The following is a 14,993-nucleotide window of genomic DNA, read 5'->3' as shown; positions in this document are numbered from 1 at the left end:
CGACCATGTCTAGCACCGCAATTTATCCGGGTACTTTTGATCCCATTACCAATGGGCATTTAGACCTGATTGCCCGAGCGTCCAGGCTTTATCATAAAGTGGTCGTCGCCGTGGCCGTTAACCGGGGCAAGACCCCGTTATTTTCTCTGAACGAGCGGGTGGATATGGCTAAAGCGGTTACCTCGGAATTCCCCAATGTACTGGTGATCGGCTTTGACAACCTGCTGGTCGAGTGCGCCAAACAACAGGGCGCCAATGTAATTTTGCGCGGCTTGCGCGCGGTATCCGATTTTGAATATGAATTTCAGCTGGCCGGGATGAACCGGCGTCTGGCGCCGGAACTGGAAACCGTGTTTCTGACCCCGGCCGAACAGTATGAATTTATTTCCTCGAGCATGATCAGGGAAATTGCCCTGCTGAACGGCGATGTATCCTGTTTCGTGCCGGATCTTGTCCACCAATGCTTAATTAATAAATTCAAATCCGAGCAAAAATCATGACCCTGGTTATTGATGACAATAAATGCGCCCGGTGCGGCATCTGTGAACCCGAGTGCCCGAATGAAGCGATTGTTCAGACTGAAGATGCTTATGTGATTGATCCCGCATTGTGTACCAATTGCGCTGAACACTACGGCGAGCCCCTATGTGAAGCGGTTTGCCCGAATGACGGCATCCACAAAGTCAAAGAGAGCTTGTATAAGAAGTGTTTGAATTTATTTGGTTGAACATTAAGTGTTCATCAATGTCGTGTTGTAATTTGTAGGAGTATGTATGGCCCTTATTATTAATGAAGAATGTATCAACTGTGATGTATGCGAACCGGAATGCCCAAATGGCGCAATTTCCCAGGGCGAGGACATTTATATCATCAATCCTGAGTTATGCACCGAGTGCGTGGGGCATCACGATTTGCCGCAATGCATGGAGGTTTGTCCGGTCGATTGTATCGACAAAGACCCCAAGCATGTTGAGGACAAGGAAAGTCTGTATCAGAAGTATTTGAAGTTGATAGGCTAGGCTGGCTTGCACTCAGATAAAAAATAGAACACGGATTTGCGGATTTTTTATTCGCGTTTATCCGCCAAATCCGTATCATCCGTGTGCGATTAAATACCGTTCTTTAAGTTGAGGCTTATGCCGTCAACCAATCCAGACTTTCAGCGGTAGTTCCAACCGGCTTATATTCCGCCCCCACCCATCCCGAATAGCCCGAATCCTCAATGGCTGAAAACACCCGGCCGAAATCAATCCGGCCTGTACCGGGCTGCCCGCGTCCAGGGCAATCGGCGAACTGGATATGGCCGATCTTATCGGCATGTTCGTCAATAAATGTCTCGGGCTTTTCGCCCATCATTTGCATATGATAAATATCGTACTGCATGAACAAGCCGGGGCGGTTTAGCTGATCCAACACGTCGAGCATTTGCGCACCGCTATGGATGATAAATCCGGGCATGTCGTGAGTGTTGACCGCTTCGAACACTGTCTTGATGCCCAACGGCGAAAAGGCCTCGGCGGCGTAACCCAGGTTTTCCTTAAAGGTTTGCAGATATTGCTCTAAGCGGGTTTTGTCCAGGCAACGTCCCGGCAGGACATTGACCGCTTCCGGCTTTAACAGCTTGGCATATTCGACGGCTTGAGCGACGGCCTGCCTGAATTGGTCGCGCTTTTCAGGCACGCAGGCCAGCCCTTCGCCGCCTTGCAATAAATCGGCGGCGGCTATGTTGAACAAAACCAGTTTCAAGCCGTATTCATCCAGTTTGTTTTTGATGTCCGTTGCGCATAGGTCGTAAGGAAATTGGATTTCAACGGCGTTAAAGCCCGCCTGCTTGGCGGCCTTGAAGCGCTCGATAAGTGTATCTTCGGTAAACAGCAGGCTCAGGTTGGCGGTAAAGTTAAGCATCGGTTTTACTATAGAGTTTGATTAAGGTGGAAGGGTCTTGTTCCAGATAACCGTGGCTGCCGTGCAATTGCATCAGCTGCGCGGCCAGGGCGGACATCGGGACTGATGTACCCTGTTTGGCGGACAAATCGGCCGCCATGTTCAAATCCTTCAACAGTGTTTTAACCCGCCATTTAACCGGCTCAAAGGCTTCGACCGCCATTTCGGGAGCGACAATTTGCAAGGGTTTGGAGTCCGCAAAACCGCCTGCCAATGCGACGGGTATTTGCCCCGCATCAACACCGGCCTGTTTGGCCAGCGCCATCATTTCGGCAATAACCAGCACATTGCAGCCGACGATCATCTGGTTGCAGATCTTGGTAATCTGGCCGCAGCCCACCTCGCCCATGTGAGTCAATTGTTTGTACAGCGGCGCTAGGACGATCCGGGCAACTTCGATATGTTCCGCGCTGCCGCCCGCCATAATCGCCAGACTGCCTTGCTCCGCACCGGCGACGCCGCCGGAAACCGGCGCATCGACCCAGCCCATGCCGCATTTTTGATGCAGCAGCGCCGCTAATTGCCGGGTGTTTTCCGGGTGGATGCTCGATAAATCGATCAGCAACTTGCCCGCTGCGCCGTTGGGGGCAATATCATTCAGTACAACGGACTCTACAACCGCCGTATCGGCCAGGCACAGGATAATCACCTCGGAAGCACGGACTAACTCGGCTACGGAAGCGCAGGCTTTAGCGCCCGCGTCAATGACCGGCTGGAGCTTTTCAGGGCTGCGGTTCCAGACATTGACGCTAAAGCCCGCATCCAGCAAACGCAAGGTCATCGGTTTACCCATCAGGCCGATGCCGATGAAACCGAGGGATGGTTTTTTATTTAACATGGTTTTTAACTTATCGCTGATTAATATTTAGGATGAAGCGCCTGGATCGCCAAAGCGCTGATAATTCGTTACGCCATGCATAGCAGGCGGCTTTAACTGCAAATTCTACGATATAATGCCGTTTAATGGCGGCTTAAGTCCGGCCATCCGGCGCTGTTTTTTAATATAAACCCTTGCTGCGTTTTGCCGGCAAGTTTAATCGAGAGGAAGTTTGCGTGGCAAAGGCGAGTGAGTTAAAAAGAGGCATGGTGGTTGAAATAAACGGCGTACCCCATGCGGTTAAACAGGTCGATGCCAAGAGCCCGTCATCCCGCGGCGCATCGACCTTGTACAAGATCCGTTTCACCAATCTTAAAACCGGCCAAAAACTGGACGAGTCGCTAAAAGGGGACGATTTTTTCAAGGATGCCGACCTGGTCCGCGCCAAGGTGCAGTTTTCCTATATCGATGGAGACAATTATATTTTCATGAATATGGAGGATTACACCCAGTACAGCTTGAGCAGTGAGGACTTGGAAGGACAAATCGAGTATCTGACCGAAGGCCTGGAAAGCATCGTGGCATTGTTGGTGGACGATGCGGTGCTGGGCATTGAACTGCCCAGTTCCGTGGTACTGCCGATCGTGGAGACGGCCCCGGCGATCAAGGGAGCAACCGCATCAGGGCGCACCAAAACCGCCAGGGTCACTACCGGCCTGGAAGTTCAGGTGCCGGAATATCTGGAACCCGAGGAGTTGATCAAAATCAATACCGAAACCGGCAAGTTCATGTCCCGCGCTTGAGCCATGTCCAATCATCTAACCGTTGCCCAAGGCGAATTTGAACTAAACCGGCTGCCGAAACGGCCGAGGGAGTTGCTGCGCGCCTGGGACGCGGCGGACGAATATCTGCTCGACACGGTTGCGGAACAGCTGCCACTGCCGGATGGTCCGGCAACGAGCGCGCGGATTTTGATATTGAATGACAGTTTCGGCGCACTGTCCGTAGCGTTGAGCGCTTACCGGCCTTATGCGATGTCGGATTCCTATCTGTCGCAACAGGCCACGCGGCTTAATCTCGCCGTAAATAACTTGCCTGAACATAGCGTCAGCTTGCTGAACAGCCTTGAATCGCCGGAGGGCGTATTCGATCTGGTGCTGATTAAAGCGCCGAAAACCCTGGCCTTGCTGGAGGACGAGCTGATACGCCTGCACCCGCATTTAACGCCTACAAGCCGGGTGATTGTCGCGGGCATGATCAAGACCCTGCCGCCCTCGGTTTGGAAACTGCTGGAGCGCTTGGTCGGTCCGACGACGACCTCGCTGGCAAAAAAAAAGGCGCGGCTGGTTTTTGCATCGCCTGATGCCGAATTGATTATTCCGCCTAGCCCTTATCCGCTTTGTTACCGGCTTGAAAATACCGAGCTCCTGATTAGCAACCATGCCAATGTATTCTCGCGCGACAGTCTCGATATAGGCACTCGCTTTTTTCTCCAGCATCTTCCGTCCCGGCAGGATGCTTGCGACATTATCGACTTGGGTTGCGGCAACGGCCTGGTCGGTTTAATCGCCGCAGAACGCTGCCCTTTGGCGACGGTGCATTTTGTCGATGAGTCTTTCATGGCGGTGGCGTCGGCCAAGGATAATTTTCAGCGTACTTTTGGGGAGCAGCGCCAAGCGACTTTCCGCGTCGGCGACGGCTTGATCGGGGTTGAATCGGAATCCGCCGACCTGATTCTGTGCAATCCGCCGTTTCATCAGCAAAATACCGTAGGCGACCAGATAGCCGCCGGCTTGTTTAAACAGTCAAAAAGGGTGCTGCGCAAAGGCGGTGAATTATGGGTGATCGGCAACCGGCATCTGGATTATCACAGTTACCTTGGCCGCCTTTTCGGCGCGCATTCGATTATCGCGGCCAACTCAAAATTCGTTATCGTGAAAGCGGTATCGGCGGCTTAACTTGTAGGACAGGCGAAAAATTAAGGCAAAAAAAACTCCCGTCGCCTAAGCAACGGGAGTAAAAATCAAACAGGAGAGATACTGTTTGAGGCAGGATACCAAGAGGTGGTAGAAACTTTAACCCAGCAATCTGCGACTTAACAGCATATTGCTGAATATTGCGGCTGTTGCAAACATGATGGTTGAAACAATGAACTCGCCGGAAAGAAAGCCCAGAATACCAACAACAAACATCAGCCCTATTAGAATATCTCTTTGAAAATCAGTCATTTTAAAGCCCCTTTAATTTTCGGTAAGAAGTAATCAATGTTGGTTATACTATATATGCGTACCTATGGATTGACAATATCAGCTATTATTAACTAATAGTTTCCTATATGAATACAATTGATTTTTAAGCATTGGCTTTCGTTGCTAAGTAACGGAAAATTAGCCTAAATTCTTTTGCCTTTAGCCGGAGGCTTTGGATAATAGTCTTTATGAGTTCGTAAACACGACCCGAATATTTATTAAGCTTTGTGATTGCAAAGCGTGAGACGAGGATATGCAAAAAAAAGAATATCAGTTAAAACCGGGGAATCCTTACCCTTCCGGTTCCATAGCTAAAAACAAGGGGGTTAATTTTTCCATTTTCAGCCGTTATGCAACGCATGTGGAACTTTTACTGTTTACTACCTCGGATTGCGATGACCCCTTTCAAACCATAGTATTGCAGGAGGAAATCAACCGGACTTTCTTTTCCTGGCACGTTTATGTGGTCGGCTTGCCGGCCGGCACTTGGTATGCGTGGCGCATGGACGGCCCCAATCAGGTCCGTGAAGCGGGCCTGCATTTTGATAAAAACAAGCAACTGATTGATCCTTGGGCGCGCGCCGTCAGCCATCAACGCTGGAGCCGCAAAGCCGCATGCATGCCCGGCGACAACAAACTTAACGCGATGCGCTGCATCGTCGTTGACGACCGGTATGACTGGGAAGGCGACGTGCCGCTACGCATTCGCAGCGAAAAAGCCATTGTCTACGAACTGCATGTCGGCGGATTTACCCGGCATCCTTCCTCGGGAGTGGCTCATCCGGGTACTTTTGCAGGCTTGATTGAAAAAATCCCCTACCTGCAAAAGCTTGGTATCACTCACGTTGAACTATTGCCGGTCATGGCTTTCGATGAGCAGGACGTCCCTCAATACACGGCCGATATGGGATTGAAAAACTACTGGGGTTATAGCACTCACAGTTTTTTCAGCCCGCATCCAGGCTACTGCGTCACCCCGGAGCAGGGAACCCATGTGCAGGAGTTTCGCGACTTGGTCAAGGCGCTGCACCGGGCGGGCATAGGCGTCATTATGGATGTTGTGTTTAACCATACCGCAGAAGCCGGCGCGGACGGCCCCATCATTAATTTCAGGGGCATCGGAGATGACATTTTTTATCATCATGACAAGTTCAACAAGAGCATTCTTCATGACTATACCGGATGCGGCAATACGGTAAACGCCAATCATCCTCTGGTCGCCAACTTCATCATCAGCTGCCTGGAATATTGGGTCAGGGAAATGCATGTCGACGGTTTCCGTTTTGATCTGGCCAGTGCACTAGCACGGGGTGAAGACGGCAAGGTCCTGCAAGACCCCCCTTTGCTCTGGGGTATCGAGCTTTCGGCACAGCTGGCCAAAACCAAACTGATTGCCGAGGCCTGGGATGCGGCCGGGTTGTATCAGGTCGGCAGTTTCCCCGGCTATCGGTGGGCCGAATGGAACGGAAGATACCGGGATGTTATCCGGCGTTTTGTGCGCGGCGATAAGGGCTTGGTCAACGAACTTGCGACCCGTCTCTGCGGCAGTAACGACCTGTATGAACACAAAGGGCGTCTGCCCATTAACAGCATTAACTTTGTAACCTGTCACGACGGATTTACCTTGTATGACTTGTTCAGTTACAACGAAAAACATAATTATGCTAACGGCGAGCATAACCAGGATGGCTGTAATAATAATTTAAGTTACAACTGCGGCATTGAGGGAGAAACCAAAGATCCAGGCGTTCTGGCGTTACGCAGAAAACAGGCGAGAAATGTTTTCACGATGTTGCTGCTCAGCCAGGGAGTCCCGATGCTGCTTGCAGGCGATGAGATATTAAACAGCCAGCACGGTAATAATAATTGTTATTGCCAGGATAATGAGCTGTCCTGGATAGACTGGCGCATGACCGAGAAAAATGCCGATATGTTGCGTTTCGTTCAACTGATGATAGCGTTGCGCAAAAGACATTCATCCATTATGCGGCGGCGTTTCTTAACCGGGAAACCCATCGATGGCCGGGAAATAGCCGAAATCCAATGGCATGGTACTGAACTTAACAAACCGTTATGGGATGACCCGGAGTCCAGCGTTCTGGCGTTTACCCTGGCGGGCATTGAAAGTAACGAACCCGACCTGCACATCGTGATGAACATGTCAGACCGGCCGGTTATCATTGAGCTGCCGGTTATTTACGGTTATGCATGGTGTCTGGCCTTGGACACGTCGCTGGAATCGCCGCATGATATTGTGCCGCCACAAGATCAAAAAACGGTGAATGAAAATTTTTATTCGGTGAATACCCAAACAGTCGTGGTTTTTGAGAATAGAGAATGCTAAATAAATCAGTTGCATTCAAACCGTTGAAAGACATGGCCGGATCGTCTTGCAAAAAAACGCTTGCGATTTTCGCGGCTACGCCGAACCGGTAATCGAACGGCACCCGTGAATCTTCAGCAACGCTATTAAAACAAAAGACTTCAACAAGCCGGTTTTATGCGGTCAACCGATGAGGTTTTCCAGGAGGTGTAAGGTAAGAGGGTTAAAAACAAAAAGACTTCCAAGACCGGTTAAGCCTTGGAAGTCTTCAAGTCGCTGTATTAATCAGTTCAAATAGGGGGAGGGTCATTCGCATGATAATTGTCCGGCTTTGCCCCGTTTACGGTTTAAGTTAACGTTACTGGCAATAGCCGCAGTTGCGAATAGTGTAGATGAGATAATGAATTCACCGGAAATAAAGCCCAACAGGCCGGTTATAAATACCGTTCCGATTAAAATATCTTTGTAAAGGTCGTTCATGAGTAAATCCTCGTATCAAGTTGAAAAGGTTTTTCTAAACTACGGCTCAACTATAATAAAGAGGCCTATTGATGGCAATAGCCAAAAAAGTAGACAGATTGTTTCCTTTTTTTATACATTAAATTCATAAACGGTTCATCTAATGTGCGTACATAATACATATCAGTCTCCCTGTCTGTCTTTTGGGGCGAAAGTCCGGTCGGCCCCAACAAAAACAGTTGAACTACGCAATAGCATTGCCACCTAACTTTACGATCAACACGATAAACCGTAAAAACAGCATAAGATCAACGCACTGGTTGCCGAGATTCCTCCCCATTACAACAACCGCCATTTCTTCATTCGGTAAATTCTTAGCAAAAAAACCAGCTTATAGCATCCATTGCCTGCCGAACTAACTGAGTGGTGAAAGCATCAGGATCAATAACAATACGAAGAAAAGAATCTTTCTTTACCTGGAACCGGTGTTTTTATTCTCGGCCGGTTTATTGAATTCCCGCTCCGGTTCCCGTTTAAAAAGATAACTTAAACCAGGTTTTTCAGATATATGAAAAATTACCCAGCAACGCGAGTACGGCCTTAAAAATACTGTTCTTTGAGTCATCCATTGTAATGACGCCTTGCTTTGCTTCTTCGATTTTGAAAATGAGCGACCGACTGCTCAAGTATTGAAACAACCTCTTCGTAATCAATAATGTTTTCACTCGCGCCGTAAATATAATCCGCCAGCTTGGTGATTGCCGCCCAGTTTGCATCATTATTTACAAAGTCAAACGCTGCGGTAAACAGTTCATTCAATTTATCGGTTTTTTGCTGTTCATCGGCAGAGAAACTTTGTAAATATTCATCAACCAGAGCAAGATCGGAACTGCCGCCATAATTTTTTAAGGCTTTCAAGTTGATTAACTGACGATTAAATAGCTCGTCATCTTTGTCGACGACATATTTAGCTTCAGCTAAAGGTCCAATAAGCAGATTAATGACATCCGCATCAAAAGCAGCCATGTAATCTTTTGCCGATTGCCTGTTCGCATCATTATGCTCCGTTAAATTCTGCATTGAGAGCGGTAAAAACTCAATTAACCGCCCTCCTTCCACTCGCGCAATACAATCGTCATCGGTTGTTTGATAAGGTCTCGCATCAGTGTCCGTCGCGCCGCTCATCCCCTTAAAGACAATCTTAAAAAAGACCGGCGGCAAGCGCCTGGCTTTGTTGTTTAAATAAATACCCGCGGTATGCCCCGCTTCATGGAAAGCAACACGCTGTTTGTGTTTTTTTAATTTATCCTTGCTGAGAGTCCCGGTTATCTTGTTTCGTTTCATAATAAACACCATAGTTTTAAATCAAAAAAATTACTCATCATGAAACCAGTAAAAGCATTGTTTTTTAATTTCCGATTCAGCCTCGAGCCAATCTTCCATGTCATGCCCTCCGATACCCCCTCTTTTTCTGAATTTACTATAAGCCCGTTCTGTAACCATTTTGCGAAACTTGCCCTCATCAAAAACGACCTTATTCGATTCTTGCTCTGAATTAAAATCAATCACAACCTCACCTCCTGCACATTTCCAAAAAATATCAATCCTTATTCATTTTATGGCAAAAAAATAATGGGACGATATGTATAAACGGCAGCAAATCTAACACAACAAGTTAGCCGACATAACTCGTACAAACACTTATGTTTTATTTTATTTCTATAAATTCAATAGCTTGAGATACAGCCAAGCCTTAAGACAATCGCTTTCGCGACCGTCATTTATAATCAACAGGCGTTATGATTCTTTAGCGTCGGTGAGGTGTGTTTTTCTTGATGATTTCTTGATCTGGATAATGGGGGTTCCATCTATAATCAGCGCAACCTGTATGACAGGATATGCCGTGCAAGCCCATTGCGTTATTAAAATGGGCGGGCTATACAGTGATTGGAAAGCAGCCCTTAATCGGTTTATGATTATATACTGGGTGAATTGCAACGGCATACAGAGTATGCTTTCTCATCTCTCAGCAGACTCATAAAATAAAAGATTAATCCTCGCATGCGGCTAAAAGTAACAATACTGCAAAAGGGACAGATCCATTCTTAATTTTACCACCCCGCAGAAACGGATACTGGTTATGAACAAATCACTGATCAGAGACCTGAATGCTAAAAACGTTAACGGCGGCCCAGCAGGTTCTTTTCTAAGTCAACACAGTGAAGCCATCCTGAAACAGGCAGAAAGCATGCTCCGCCACTCCAAAGCAGATATTGCCAAAATGTCCACCGAAGACATTCAAAAACTGCTGTTTGAGTTTCAGGTTCAGCAAATAGAGCTGAAAATGCAGAACGAGGAATTAAACCGAGCTCATCTGGAGTTGACAGCTTCCCGTGATAACTATGCCCTGCTTTATGACTTATCGCCTGTTGGTTATCTGACTCTAAATGAAACCGGAATCATCCAAAAAGCCAATATTGCGGCGTCAACCCTGCTGGGGCATACAAAACAGGAACTTATCAACAAGCGATTTGGAGAATTTGTTCATCCTTCGGACCAGGATAATTATTACTTGTTTCTCCGCAGCCTTTTAACCCTAAACACCGGCCAAACCTTTAACACCGGCATCAATGATTCGAGTAGGTCGCCGACTCAGTCAAAATGCCAATACTTTCAACTTTGCACAAACTCGCCGCAATCACAGGATAAAAACGGCATATCAACTTATGTTGAATGCTACGCAAGAGTCGTTTGCAACGATAAAAACTCACTGCAAATATGCTTGGCCATTAACAACATAAACGAATGCAAACAGGCCCAAGACACCATTGCCCGTCTTAATGAACAATTGGAAGAAACGATTCGCAAACAAACCAACCAACTGATTGCAAGCAACCTGAGTTTAATGAAAAAAGTTGAAGAACTGCGCCGCTCCAGACATCAGTTAGTGGAACGGGAAGCCAAACTCAACTCTATTTTTAATGCCTCTGTCGAAGGCATTATCACGGTTAACACGTCCGACATCATCGTCTCCGCTAACGCCGCAGTAGAAACTATTTTCGGCTATAAACCCCAGGAGCTGGTCGGTTACAACATTAGCAAACTGATGCGGTCATCGCCGAAAGAAACGAATCATTGTTGCTTGCCTTCCACGTTCGAATCTGTCGGCCAAATCAGGGAGATTGAAGGTATACACAAAAATGGCTCTATCGTGCCGCTAGACCTGTCCATAGCAGAGTTTTCAATCGATAATGCGCACTATTTTACCAATATTGTGCGTGACGTGAGTCTACGCAAATACCGGGAACAGCAGGACAAGGAACACCTGGACGAACTCGCCCATGTCACTCGCCTGGGGCTGATGGGGGAAATGGCTTCAGGCATTGCCCATGAGGTTAATCAACCCCTGTCAGCGATTTCCAGTTACGCCCAAGCCAGCTTAAACCTTATTAACGCTGAAAATCCCGATCTGGCAAAGCTCATCGAGATATTACACAAAACCCAGCAACAGGCGTTGAGGGCCGGACAGATCATTCATCGCATGAGGGAGTTCGTCAAGTCCCATTCCAAACATCGTTCAACCGCCGACGTTAATTGCTTGATTCATGAAGCCGTCAGTCTATGCACCGATGAACTCAAACAAAACGGCATAAAGCTGATATTTGAACTGAAAAATAATCTGCCGCCCATCTATGTCGATCATGTCCAAATAGAACAGGTCATCATAAACCTGATCAGAAATAGCATCGAAGCCTTGCAAAACCTACCTGCAAAGCAGCAACGGCAGTTAACAATCCATAGCCGACTAACGTTGAATGATGGCATACAGATCAGGGTAAAAGACAATGGACCCGGCATTGATGAAGAGCAACGACAAAAGATATTGACGCCTTTTTATACCACTAAGACAAACGGCATGGGCATGGGACTATCGATCAGTCGCTCGCTTGTCGAAGCCCATGAGGGCACATTGAATTTCGATAGCGAACCTGGAAAAGACGCTACTTTTTATTTCACTCTACCAACACGGAACCAACCTAATGGGCGTTAATAAACCAACACCGATAGTCTATTTAGTTGACGATGAATTCTCGATACGCGACTCGCTAACGCTTCTGATTGAATCAACGGGGCAAGCGGTCAGGAGCTTTGAATCCGCCGAGGCCTTTTTAAATAATTATGACCCTGAACAGCCTGGATGCCTGCTGTTGGACGTTAGAATGCCGTTAATGACAGGCCACGAGCTTCAGAACGAATTATCGAAAAGAGATATTAACATTCCTATCATTTTTATCAGCGGCCATGCCGATATTGCCGACTCGGCAAAAGCATTTAGAGCGGGCGCCGTCGATTTTCTGGAAAAACCGTTTGATAACGCGGTATTACTGGAACGAATCAATGAGGCCATTGAAAAGGATCTTGCATTCAGAGAGGAATTTACCAAAAAAAACCTCATACAAGAACGCATTAATCATTTAACGGCCAGGGAAAAAGAGGTGCTGAGCCTGATAGTCAAAAGCCATTCCAACAAGGAATCGGCAAAAATACTTAATATCAGCAATCGCACTGTGGACGTACACAGGGCGAGTATCATGGAAAAAATGCAGGCGGAAAACATTGCCGAACTAATAACAATGGTCATGTATTGCGAAACGCCAAGCAGCCGCTCAAAGGCTGAAATATTCCGTTAAGAAAAGGCGCGAAACCAACTTTGCAGAATACGCTAACGCCTCGATAAGCTCAGCCTGGACGGGGAGCTTAGCGCCTATACCGATTAACCAGTAAACGCCCGCCCCACAACAGCGCCAGCAGCATGATTGCAACCCCTGTCGTAAACACTGTTTTAGCCAGAGCATGGTCGTATTGCAAAAGACCGGACTCAGTCAAAAGATATTGCCAATCGTGGAAACCATAGGGGGACGAATGACCGAAATTACCGCCCAATAGCGGTAATTGCCCGGCTCGTGCATCGTTCACATACGGCGCAACATCCAAAAAATTTTCACCGACCCACCATAAGGCTACCGACGCGCCAAAAGGGTCGCGTGTTTTGACCAATAACACGACCATGCATAGGGTCGGCATTAACAGTTGTCCCAACGTACCGCCCAATGAGGTGATAAATGCGCCTAACGGCCTGAAAACAATATGTCCCGCTTCATGAAAAGGCAGATTGACCTGATGTAAAAAAGAGGTCCCGGCTGCATTGCTTTCGATTGATGGCCCGATAAGCCGCCAACTCCAAATAATCAGACCCAAAAGAATAATCGACCTGCCGATAAAACAGGCCAACGTGCATTGCTGCGTCTCGTGCAACAGATTACGCATCGACGTCTTGACTCCATATTCTTCAGATAACGTCACAATGGGCGGCTGAATAAGCCGTTGCCCCGTTTGTTCAGGATGGTATTTTAAATATTTCTGAAAGACGATGCCGCAATGAGGGCAGACTTCACTTTGCAGATGCCGCTTACCGTGGCACTTCGGACAGTTCATGATTGACCTGATAAACAATGGTTAAATTCGTTCATTTTTTGTGTATAAGGCGTTTTTACGCGGTTTTGTGGATACTTCAAATCTATGGTTTCAGAACGGCACTGAGGCGGAATTCGCCAACAACACCCGGCAGGAAAGCAAGCCTACATTTTGACCCCTGAACGGATAGTGGTAACTGATCAACGATGGGGACAATGCCTCTGCATCGCTATATGTCACGATGATATAGCCGGTTTGATGCTGCTTTGCCCAAGCGTACAACTCGGCGAAACCCGGTATGACGGTAATCGGCTGTTTAAGACGCCCGGCAAATTGATATTGGCCGTGATACTTGCTGCCGTAAAAAGCAACAGCTCTGTTTTGATCCATTAAAGCGGCAATTGTCCGGGCCGCGATTTTGGTATCGTAACGGTCGGCTTTAACTGAAAAAATGCCGCCGGACACGGTTGTTAACGCGATAACCGACGCGACGCAAATGTATAAAACCGAATCTTGTAGTTCCTTTGCCCTAATGACCGCCAAAACGACCGCGCTGATAACCAGCAGGCCGCCCCACATCGGCGAGATTAGCGATAACTCGGACTGCCGTGGGTAAACACCCTTTATCCACGGCAACAACATGAATACCACACCCAGCAATCCGAAAACCGCCATGACAATAATGTGGCCTCGCTGCCAACGCTCAGGTTCAGTTAACTCATCTACTGCCCGCGCCAATATCAAGGCCAAAGCCGGAATCAGCGGCAATAAATAATGGATGCGCTTACCGCTGATCAGGGAAAATGCGATAAAAACAGGTATAGCCCAGACCAGACAAAAACGGATACCCGAATCCTGATGCGTGAGCTTGCGTAATCCTACCCATAAAGGCTTCCAAAGCAGCCAGGGCAGCAACAATAACGGCAAAATCTCCAAATACCACCACCACGGCAGGCGATGCGCAAAAGACTCGACCAGTCGCCCGCTGGTCTGCCCCAGAAAAATCGCCTTTCTATAGTCCTCACCTCCGGCAATACCGGCCGGTATTGCCCAACACAATGCGATTGCGGCCCCAATTAAAACGGCAGAGACCAGCGCCAAATACCAATGTTTCCAGCGAAAACCAGTCGTTTTCAACCACCACGGCCCCAGTAATGCGACAGGTAAAATATGCAGCAGAATCACCGGACCTTTGCTAAGAGCGCCGCCGCCGATGGCTATTCCTAACAGAGCCCAGTACTTTAAAGATAAACGCGATTCGGCGAGTTTTAACAGACTGTAGACGCCCAGTAAGGCAAAAAACGCCAACATCATATCGAACATGGTCAAGGTACTGTAGACCAGCCAAAAAGACAATCCCAGCAAAAGCAACGGCGTAAGCGCTTCAATCCGCTTGCGTTCAGGCCATAATGTACGGGCCACTGCGCCGGATAAAAATAATGTTGCCAAGGAAAAAAGCGGTGAAATCAGGCGTAGCGACCAGTCGTTAACGCCAAACAGCCGCCAGCTGAGTTGCATCAACCAGAATAACAACGGCGGTTTGTGGCTGTAAACCTCGCCATTTAAATAGGGGACCAGGAAATCATTTCTAAGCCACATTTCCCACGCAACGGCGGCGTACCGGGTTTCATCAATCGGGAATAACGGCCGGACGTAAAGGCTGACGGCAATCAAAACACCCCAAAGAAGGAGAAGCCAAAGCCAGCCGGGCAGCAACCGATACATC

Annotated in this window: 16 protein-coding genes; 8 read left to right on the top strand and 8 right to left on the bottom strand. The window is 47.9% G+C overall.

Going from position 1 to position 14,993, the window contains the following annotated elements:
* Positions 1 to 5: 5 nt before the first annotated feature.
* The 3 genes from coaD to B0F88_RS11810 are packed head-to-tail and all read left to right on the top strand — an operon-like array spanning position 6 to position 1,019.
* The gene (gene coaD, locus B0F88_RS11820; RefSeq protein ID WP_104424139.1) at positions 6 to 500 is read left to right on the top strand and encodes a pantetheine-phosphate adenylyltransferase; all 495 of its coding nucleotides are present in this window, start codon (positions 6 to 8) and stop codon (positions 498 to 500) included.
* A complete protein-coding gene (locus B0F88_RS11815) occupies positions 497 to 727 on the top strand; it encodes a 4Fe-4S binding protein (RefSeq protein WP_104424138.1) in 231 nt (76 codons plus the stop codon). Before coaD ends, B0F88_RS11815 begins: the two co-directional genes overlap by 4 nt.
* 46 nt (positions 728 to 773) lie before the next feature.
* Positions 774 to 1,019 carry a YfhL family 4Fe-4S dicluster ferredoxin gene (locus B0F88_RS11810; RefSeq protein WP_104424137.1) on the top strand — a complete coding sequence of 82 codons (246 nt, stop codon included), beginning with the start codon at positions 774 to 776 and terminating at the stop codon, positions 1,017 to 1,019.
* Positions 1,020 to 1,134: 115 nt separating this feature from the next.
* On the opposite strand, the gene B0F88_RS11805 is transcribed toward B0F88_RS11810, so the two are convergent.
* Together B0F88_RS11805 and B0F88_RS11800 are read right to left on the bottom strand one after the other, a co-directional pair.
* The gene (locus tag B0F88_RS11805; protein WP_104424136.1) at positions 1,135 to 1,905 is read right to left on the bottom strand and encodes a hydroxypyruvate isomerase family protein; all 771 of its coding nucleotides are present in this window, start codon (positions 1,903 to 1,905) and stop codon (positions 1,135 to 1,137) included.
* The gene (locus B0F88_RS11800; protein ID WP_104424135.1) at positions 1,898 to 2,782 is read right to left on the bottom strand and encodes an NAD(P)-dependent oxidoreductase; all 885 of its coding nucleotides are present in this window, start codon (positions 2,780 to 2,782) and stop codon (positions 1,898 to 1,900) included. Before B0F88_RS11800 ends, B0F88_RS11805 begins: the two co-directional genes overlap by 8 nt.
* A gap of 215 nt (positions 2,783 to 2,997) precedes the next feature.
* Between B0F88_RS11800 and efpL the strand changes: the two genes are divergently transcribed.
* Positions 2,998 to 3,564 carry an elongation factor P-like protein EfpL gene (efpL, locus tag B0F88_RS11795; RefSeq protein ID WP_104424255.1) on the top strand — a complete coding sequence of 189 codons (567 nt, stop codon included), beginning with the start codon at positions 2,998 to 3,000 and terminating at the stop codon, positions 3,562 to 3,564.
* Positions 3,565 to 3,567: 3 nt separating this feature from the next.
* Entirely contained in the window at positions 3,568 to 4,719 is a 1,152-nt protein-coding gene (locus B0F88_RS11790; protein WP_104424134.1) for a methyltransferase, read from the top strand.
* A 117-nt stretch (positions 4,720 to 4,836) separates the two neighbouring features.
* Here the strand turns inward: B0F88_RS11790 and B0F88_RS19380 are convergent, their stop codons facing one another.
* Positions 4,837 to 4,989, bottom strand: a complete 153-nt coding sequence (locus B0F88_RS19380; protein ID WP_181049894.1) for a hypothetical protein — start codon at positions 4,987 to 4,989, stop codon at positions 4,837 to 4,839.
* Between the two features lie 274 nt (positions 4,990 to 5,263).
* Here B0F88_RS19380 and glgX point away from each other — a divergent pair, with 274 nt between their 5' ends.
* Complete coding sequence (gene glgX / locus B0F88_RS11785) at positions 5,264 to 7,354, top strand: glycogen debranching protein GlgX (RefSeq protein WP_104424133.1); 2,091 nt, start codon at positions 5,264 to 5,266, stop codon at positions 7,352 to 7,354.
* A 285-nt stretch (positions 7,355 to 7,639) separates the two neighbouring features.
* On the opposite strand, the gene B0F88_RS19375 is transcribed toward glgX, so the two are convergent.
* The 3 genes from B0F88_RS19375 to B0F88_RS11775 form a co-directional block, all read right to left on the bottom strand.
* A complete protein-coding gene (locus tag B0F88_RS19375) occupies positions 7,640 to 7,813 on the bottom strand; it encodes a hypothetical protein (RefSeq protein WP_181049893.1) in 174 nt (57 codons plus the stop codon).
* A 600-nt stretch (positions 7,814 to 8,413) separates the two neighbouring features.
* Entirely contained in the window at positions 8,414 to 9,136 is a 723-nt protein-coding gene (locus tag B0F88_RS11780; RefSeq protein ID WP_104424254.1) for a hypothetical protein, read from the bottom strand.
* 30 nt (positions 9,137 to 9,166) lie between these two features.
* Positions 9,167 to 9,361, bottom strand: a complete 195-nt coding sequence (locus B0F88_RS11775) for a DUF2934 domain-containing protein (RefSeq protein WP_258076645.1) — start codon at positions 9,359 to 9,361, stop codon at positions 9,167 to 9,169.
* A 571-nt stretch (positions 9,362 to 9,932) separates the two neighbouring features.
* On the opposite strand from B0F88_RS11775, the gene B0F88_RS11770 reads away from it, so the two are divergent.
* On the top strand, positions 9,933 to 11,843 hold the full coding sequence (locus B0F88_RS11770) for a PAS domain-containing sensor histidine kinase (protein ID WP_104424132.1): 1,911 nt from the start codon (positions 9,933 to 9,935) through the stop codon (positions 11,841 to 11,843).
* Entirely contained in the window at positions 11,833 to 12,483 is a 651-nt protein-coding gene (locus B0F88_RS11765) for a response regulator transcription factor (protein ID WP_104424131.1), read from the top strand. The genes B0F88_RS11770 and B0F88_RS11765 overlap by 11 nt, the downstream gene beginning before the upstream one ends.
* A 67-nt stretch (positions 12,484 to 12,550) precedes the next feature.
* On the opposite strand, the gene B0F88_RS11760 is transcribed toward B0F88_RS11765, so the two are convergent.
* Both B0F88_RS11760 and B0F88_RS11755 read right to left on the bottom strand, forming a co-directional pair.
* Entirely contained in the window at positions 12,551 to 13,288 is a 738-nt protein-coding gene (locus tag B0F88_RS11760; protein ID WP_104424130.1) for a zinc ribbon domain-containing protein, read from the bottom strand.
* 90 nt (positions 13,289 to 13,378) lie between these two features.
* On the bottom strand, positions 13,379 to 14,992 hold the full coding sequence (locus tag B0F88_RS11755; protein WP_104424129.1) for an ArnT family glycosyltransferase: 1,614 nt from the start codon (positions 14,990 to 14,992) through the stop codon (positions 13,379 to 13,381).
* Position 14,993 lies beyond the last annotated feature (1 nt).

This window comes from Methylobacter tundripaludum, assembly GCF_002934365.1.
GTDB classification, from domain to species: domain Bacteria; phylum Pseudomonadota; class Gammaproteobacteria; order Methylococcales; family Methylomonadaceae; genus Methylobacter_A; species Methylobacter_A tundripaludum_A.
The sequence above is the reverse complement of the archived record's forward strand: the minus strand, read 5'-3'. Positions and strand labels throughout refer to the sequence as shown.

Bases quoted from the DNA above. Each gene is read 5' to 3' on its own strand.
- B0F88_RS11770 (WP_104424132.1), top strand. From the start codon at position 9,933: ATGAACAAATCACTGATCAGAGACCTGAATGCTAAAAACGTTAACGGC.
- B0F88_RS11815 (WP_104424138.1), top strand. From the start codon at position 497: ATGACCCTGGTTATTGATGACAATAAATGCGCCCGGTGCGGCATCTGT.
- B0F88_RS11810 (WP_104424137.1), top strand. From the start codon at position 774: ATGGCCCTTATTATTAATGAAGAATGTATCAACTGTGATGTATGCGAA.
- B0F88_RS19375 (WP_181049893.1), bottom strand. From the start codon at position 7,813: ATGAACGACCTTTACAAAGATATTTTAATCGGAACGGTATTTATAACC.
- B0F88_RS11790 (WP_104424134.1), top strand. From the start codon at position 3,568: ATGTCCAATCATCTAACCGTTGCCCAAGGCGAATTTGAACTAAACCGG.
- B0F88_RS11805 (WP_104424136.1), bottom strand. From the start codon at position 1,905: ATGCTTAACTTTACCGCCAACCTGAGCCTGCTGTTTACCGAAGATACA.
- coaD (WP_104424139.1), top strand. From the start codon at position 6: ATGTCTAGCACCGCAATTTATCCGGGTACTTTTGATCCCATTACCAAT.
- B0F88_RS11780 (WP_104424254.1), bottom strand. From the start codon at position 9,136: ATGAAACGAAACAAGATAACCGGGACTCTCAGCAAGGATAAATTAAAA.
- B0F88_RS11800 (WP_104424135.1), bottom strand. From the start codon at position 2,782: ATGTTAAATAAAAAACCATCCCTCGGTTTCATCGGCATCGGCCTGATG.
- B0F88_RS11765 (WP_104424131.1), top strand. From the start codon at position 11,833: ATGGGCGTTAATAAACCAACACCGATAGTCTATTTAGTTGACGATGAA.
- B0F88_RS19380 (WP_181049894.1), bottom strand. From the start codon at position 4,989: ATGACTGATTTTCAAAGAGATATTCTAATAGGGCTGATGTTTGTTGTT.
- B0F88_RS11755 (WP_104424129.1), bottom strand. From the start codon at position 14,992: ATGTATCGGTTGCTGCCCGGCTGGCTTTGGCTTCTCCTTCTTTGGGGT.
- B0F88_RS11760 (WP_104424130.1), bottom strand. From the start codon at position 13,288: ATGAACTGTCCGAAGTGCCACGGTAAGCGGCATCTGCAAAGTGAAGTC.
- glgX (WP_104424133.1), top strand. From the start codon at position 5,264: ATGCAAAAAAAAGAATATCAGTTAAAACCGGGGAATCCTTACCCTTCC.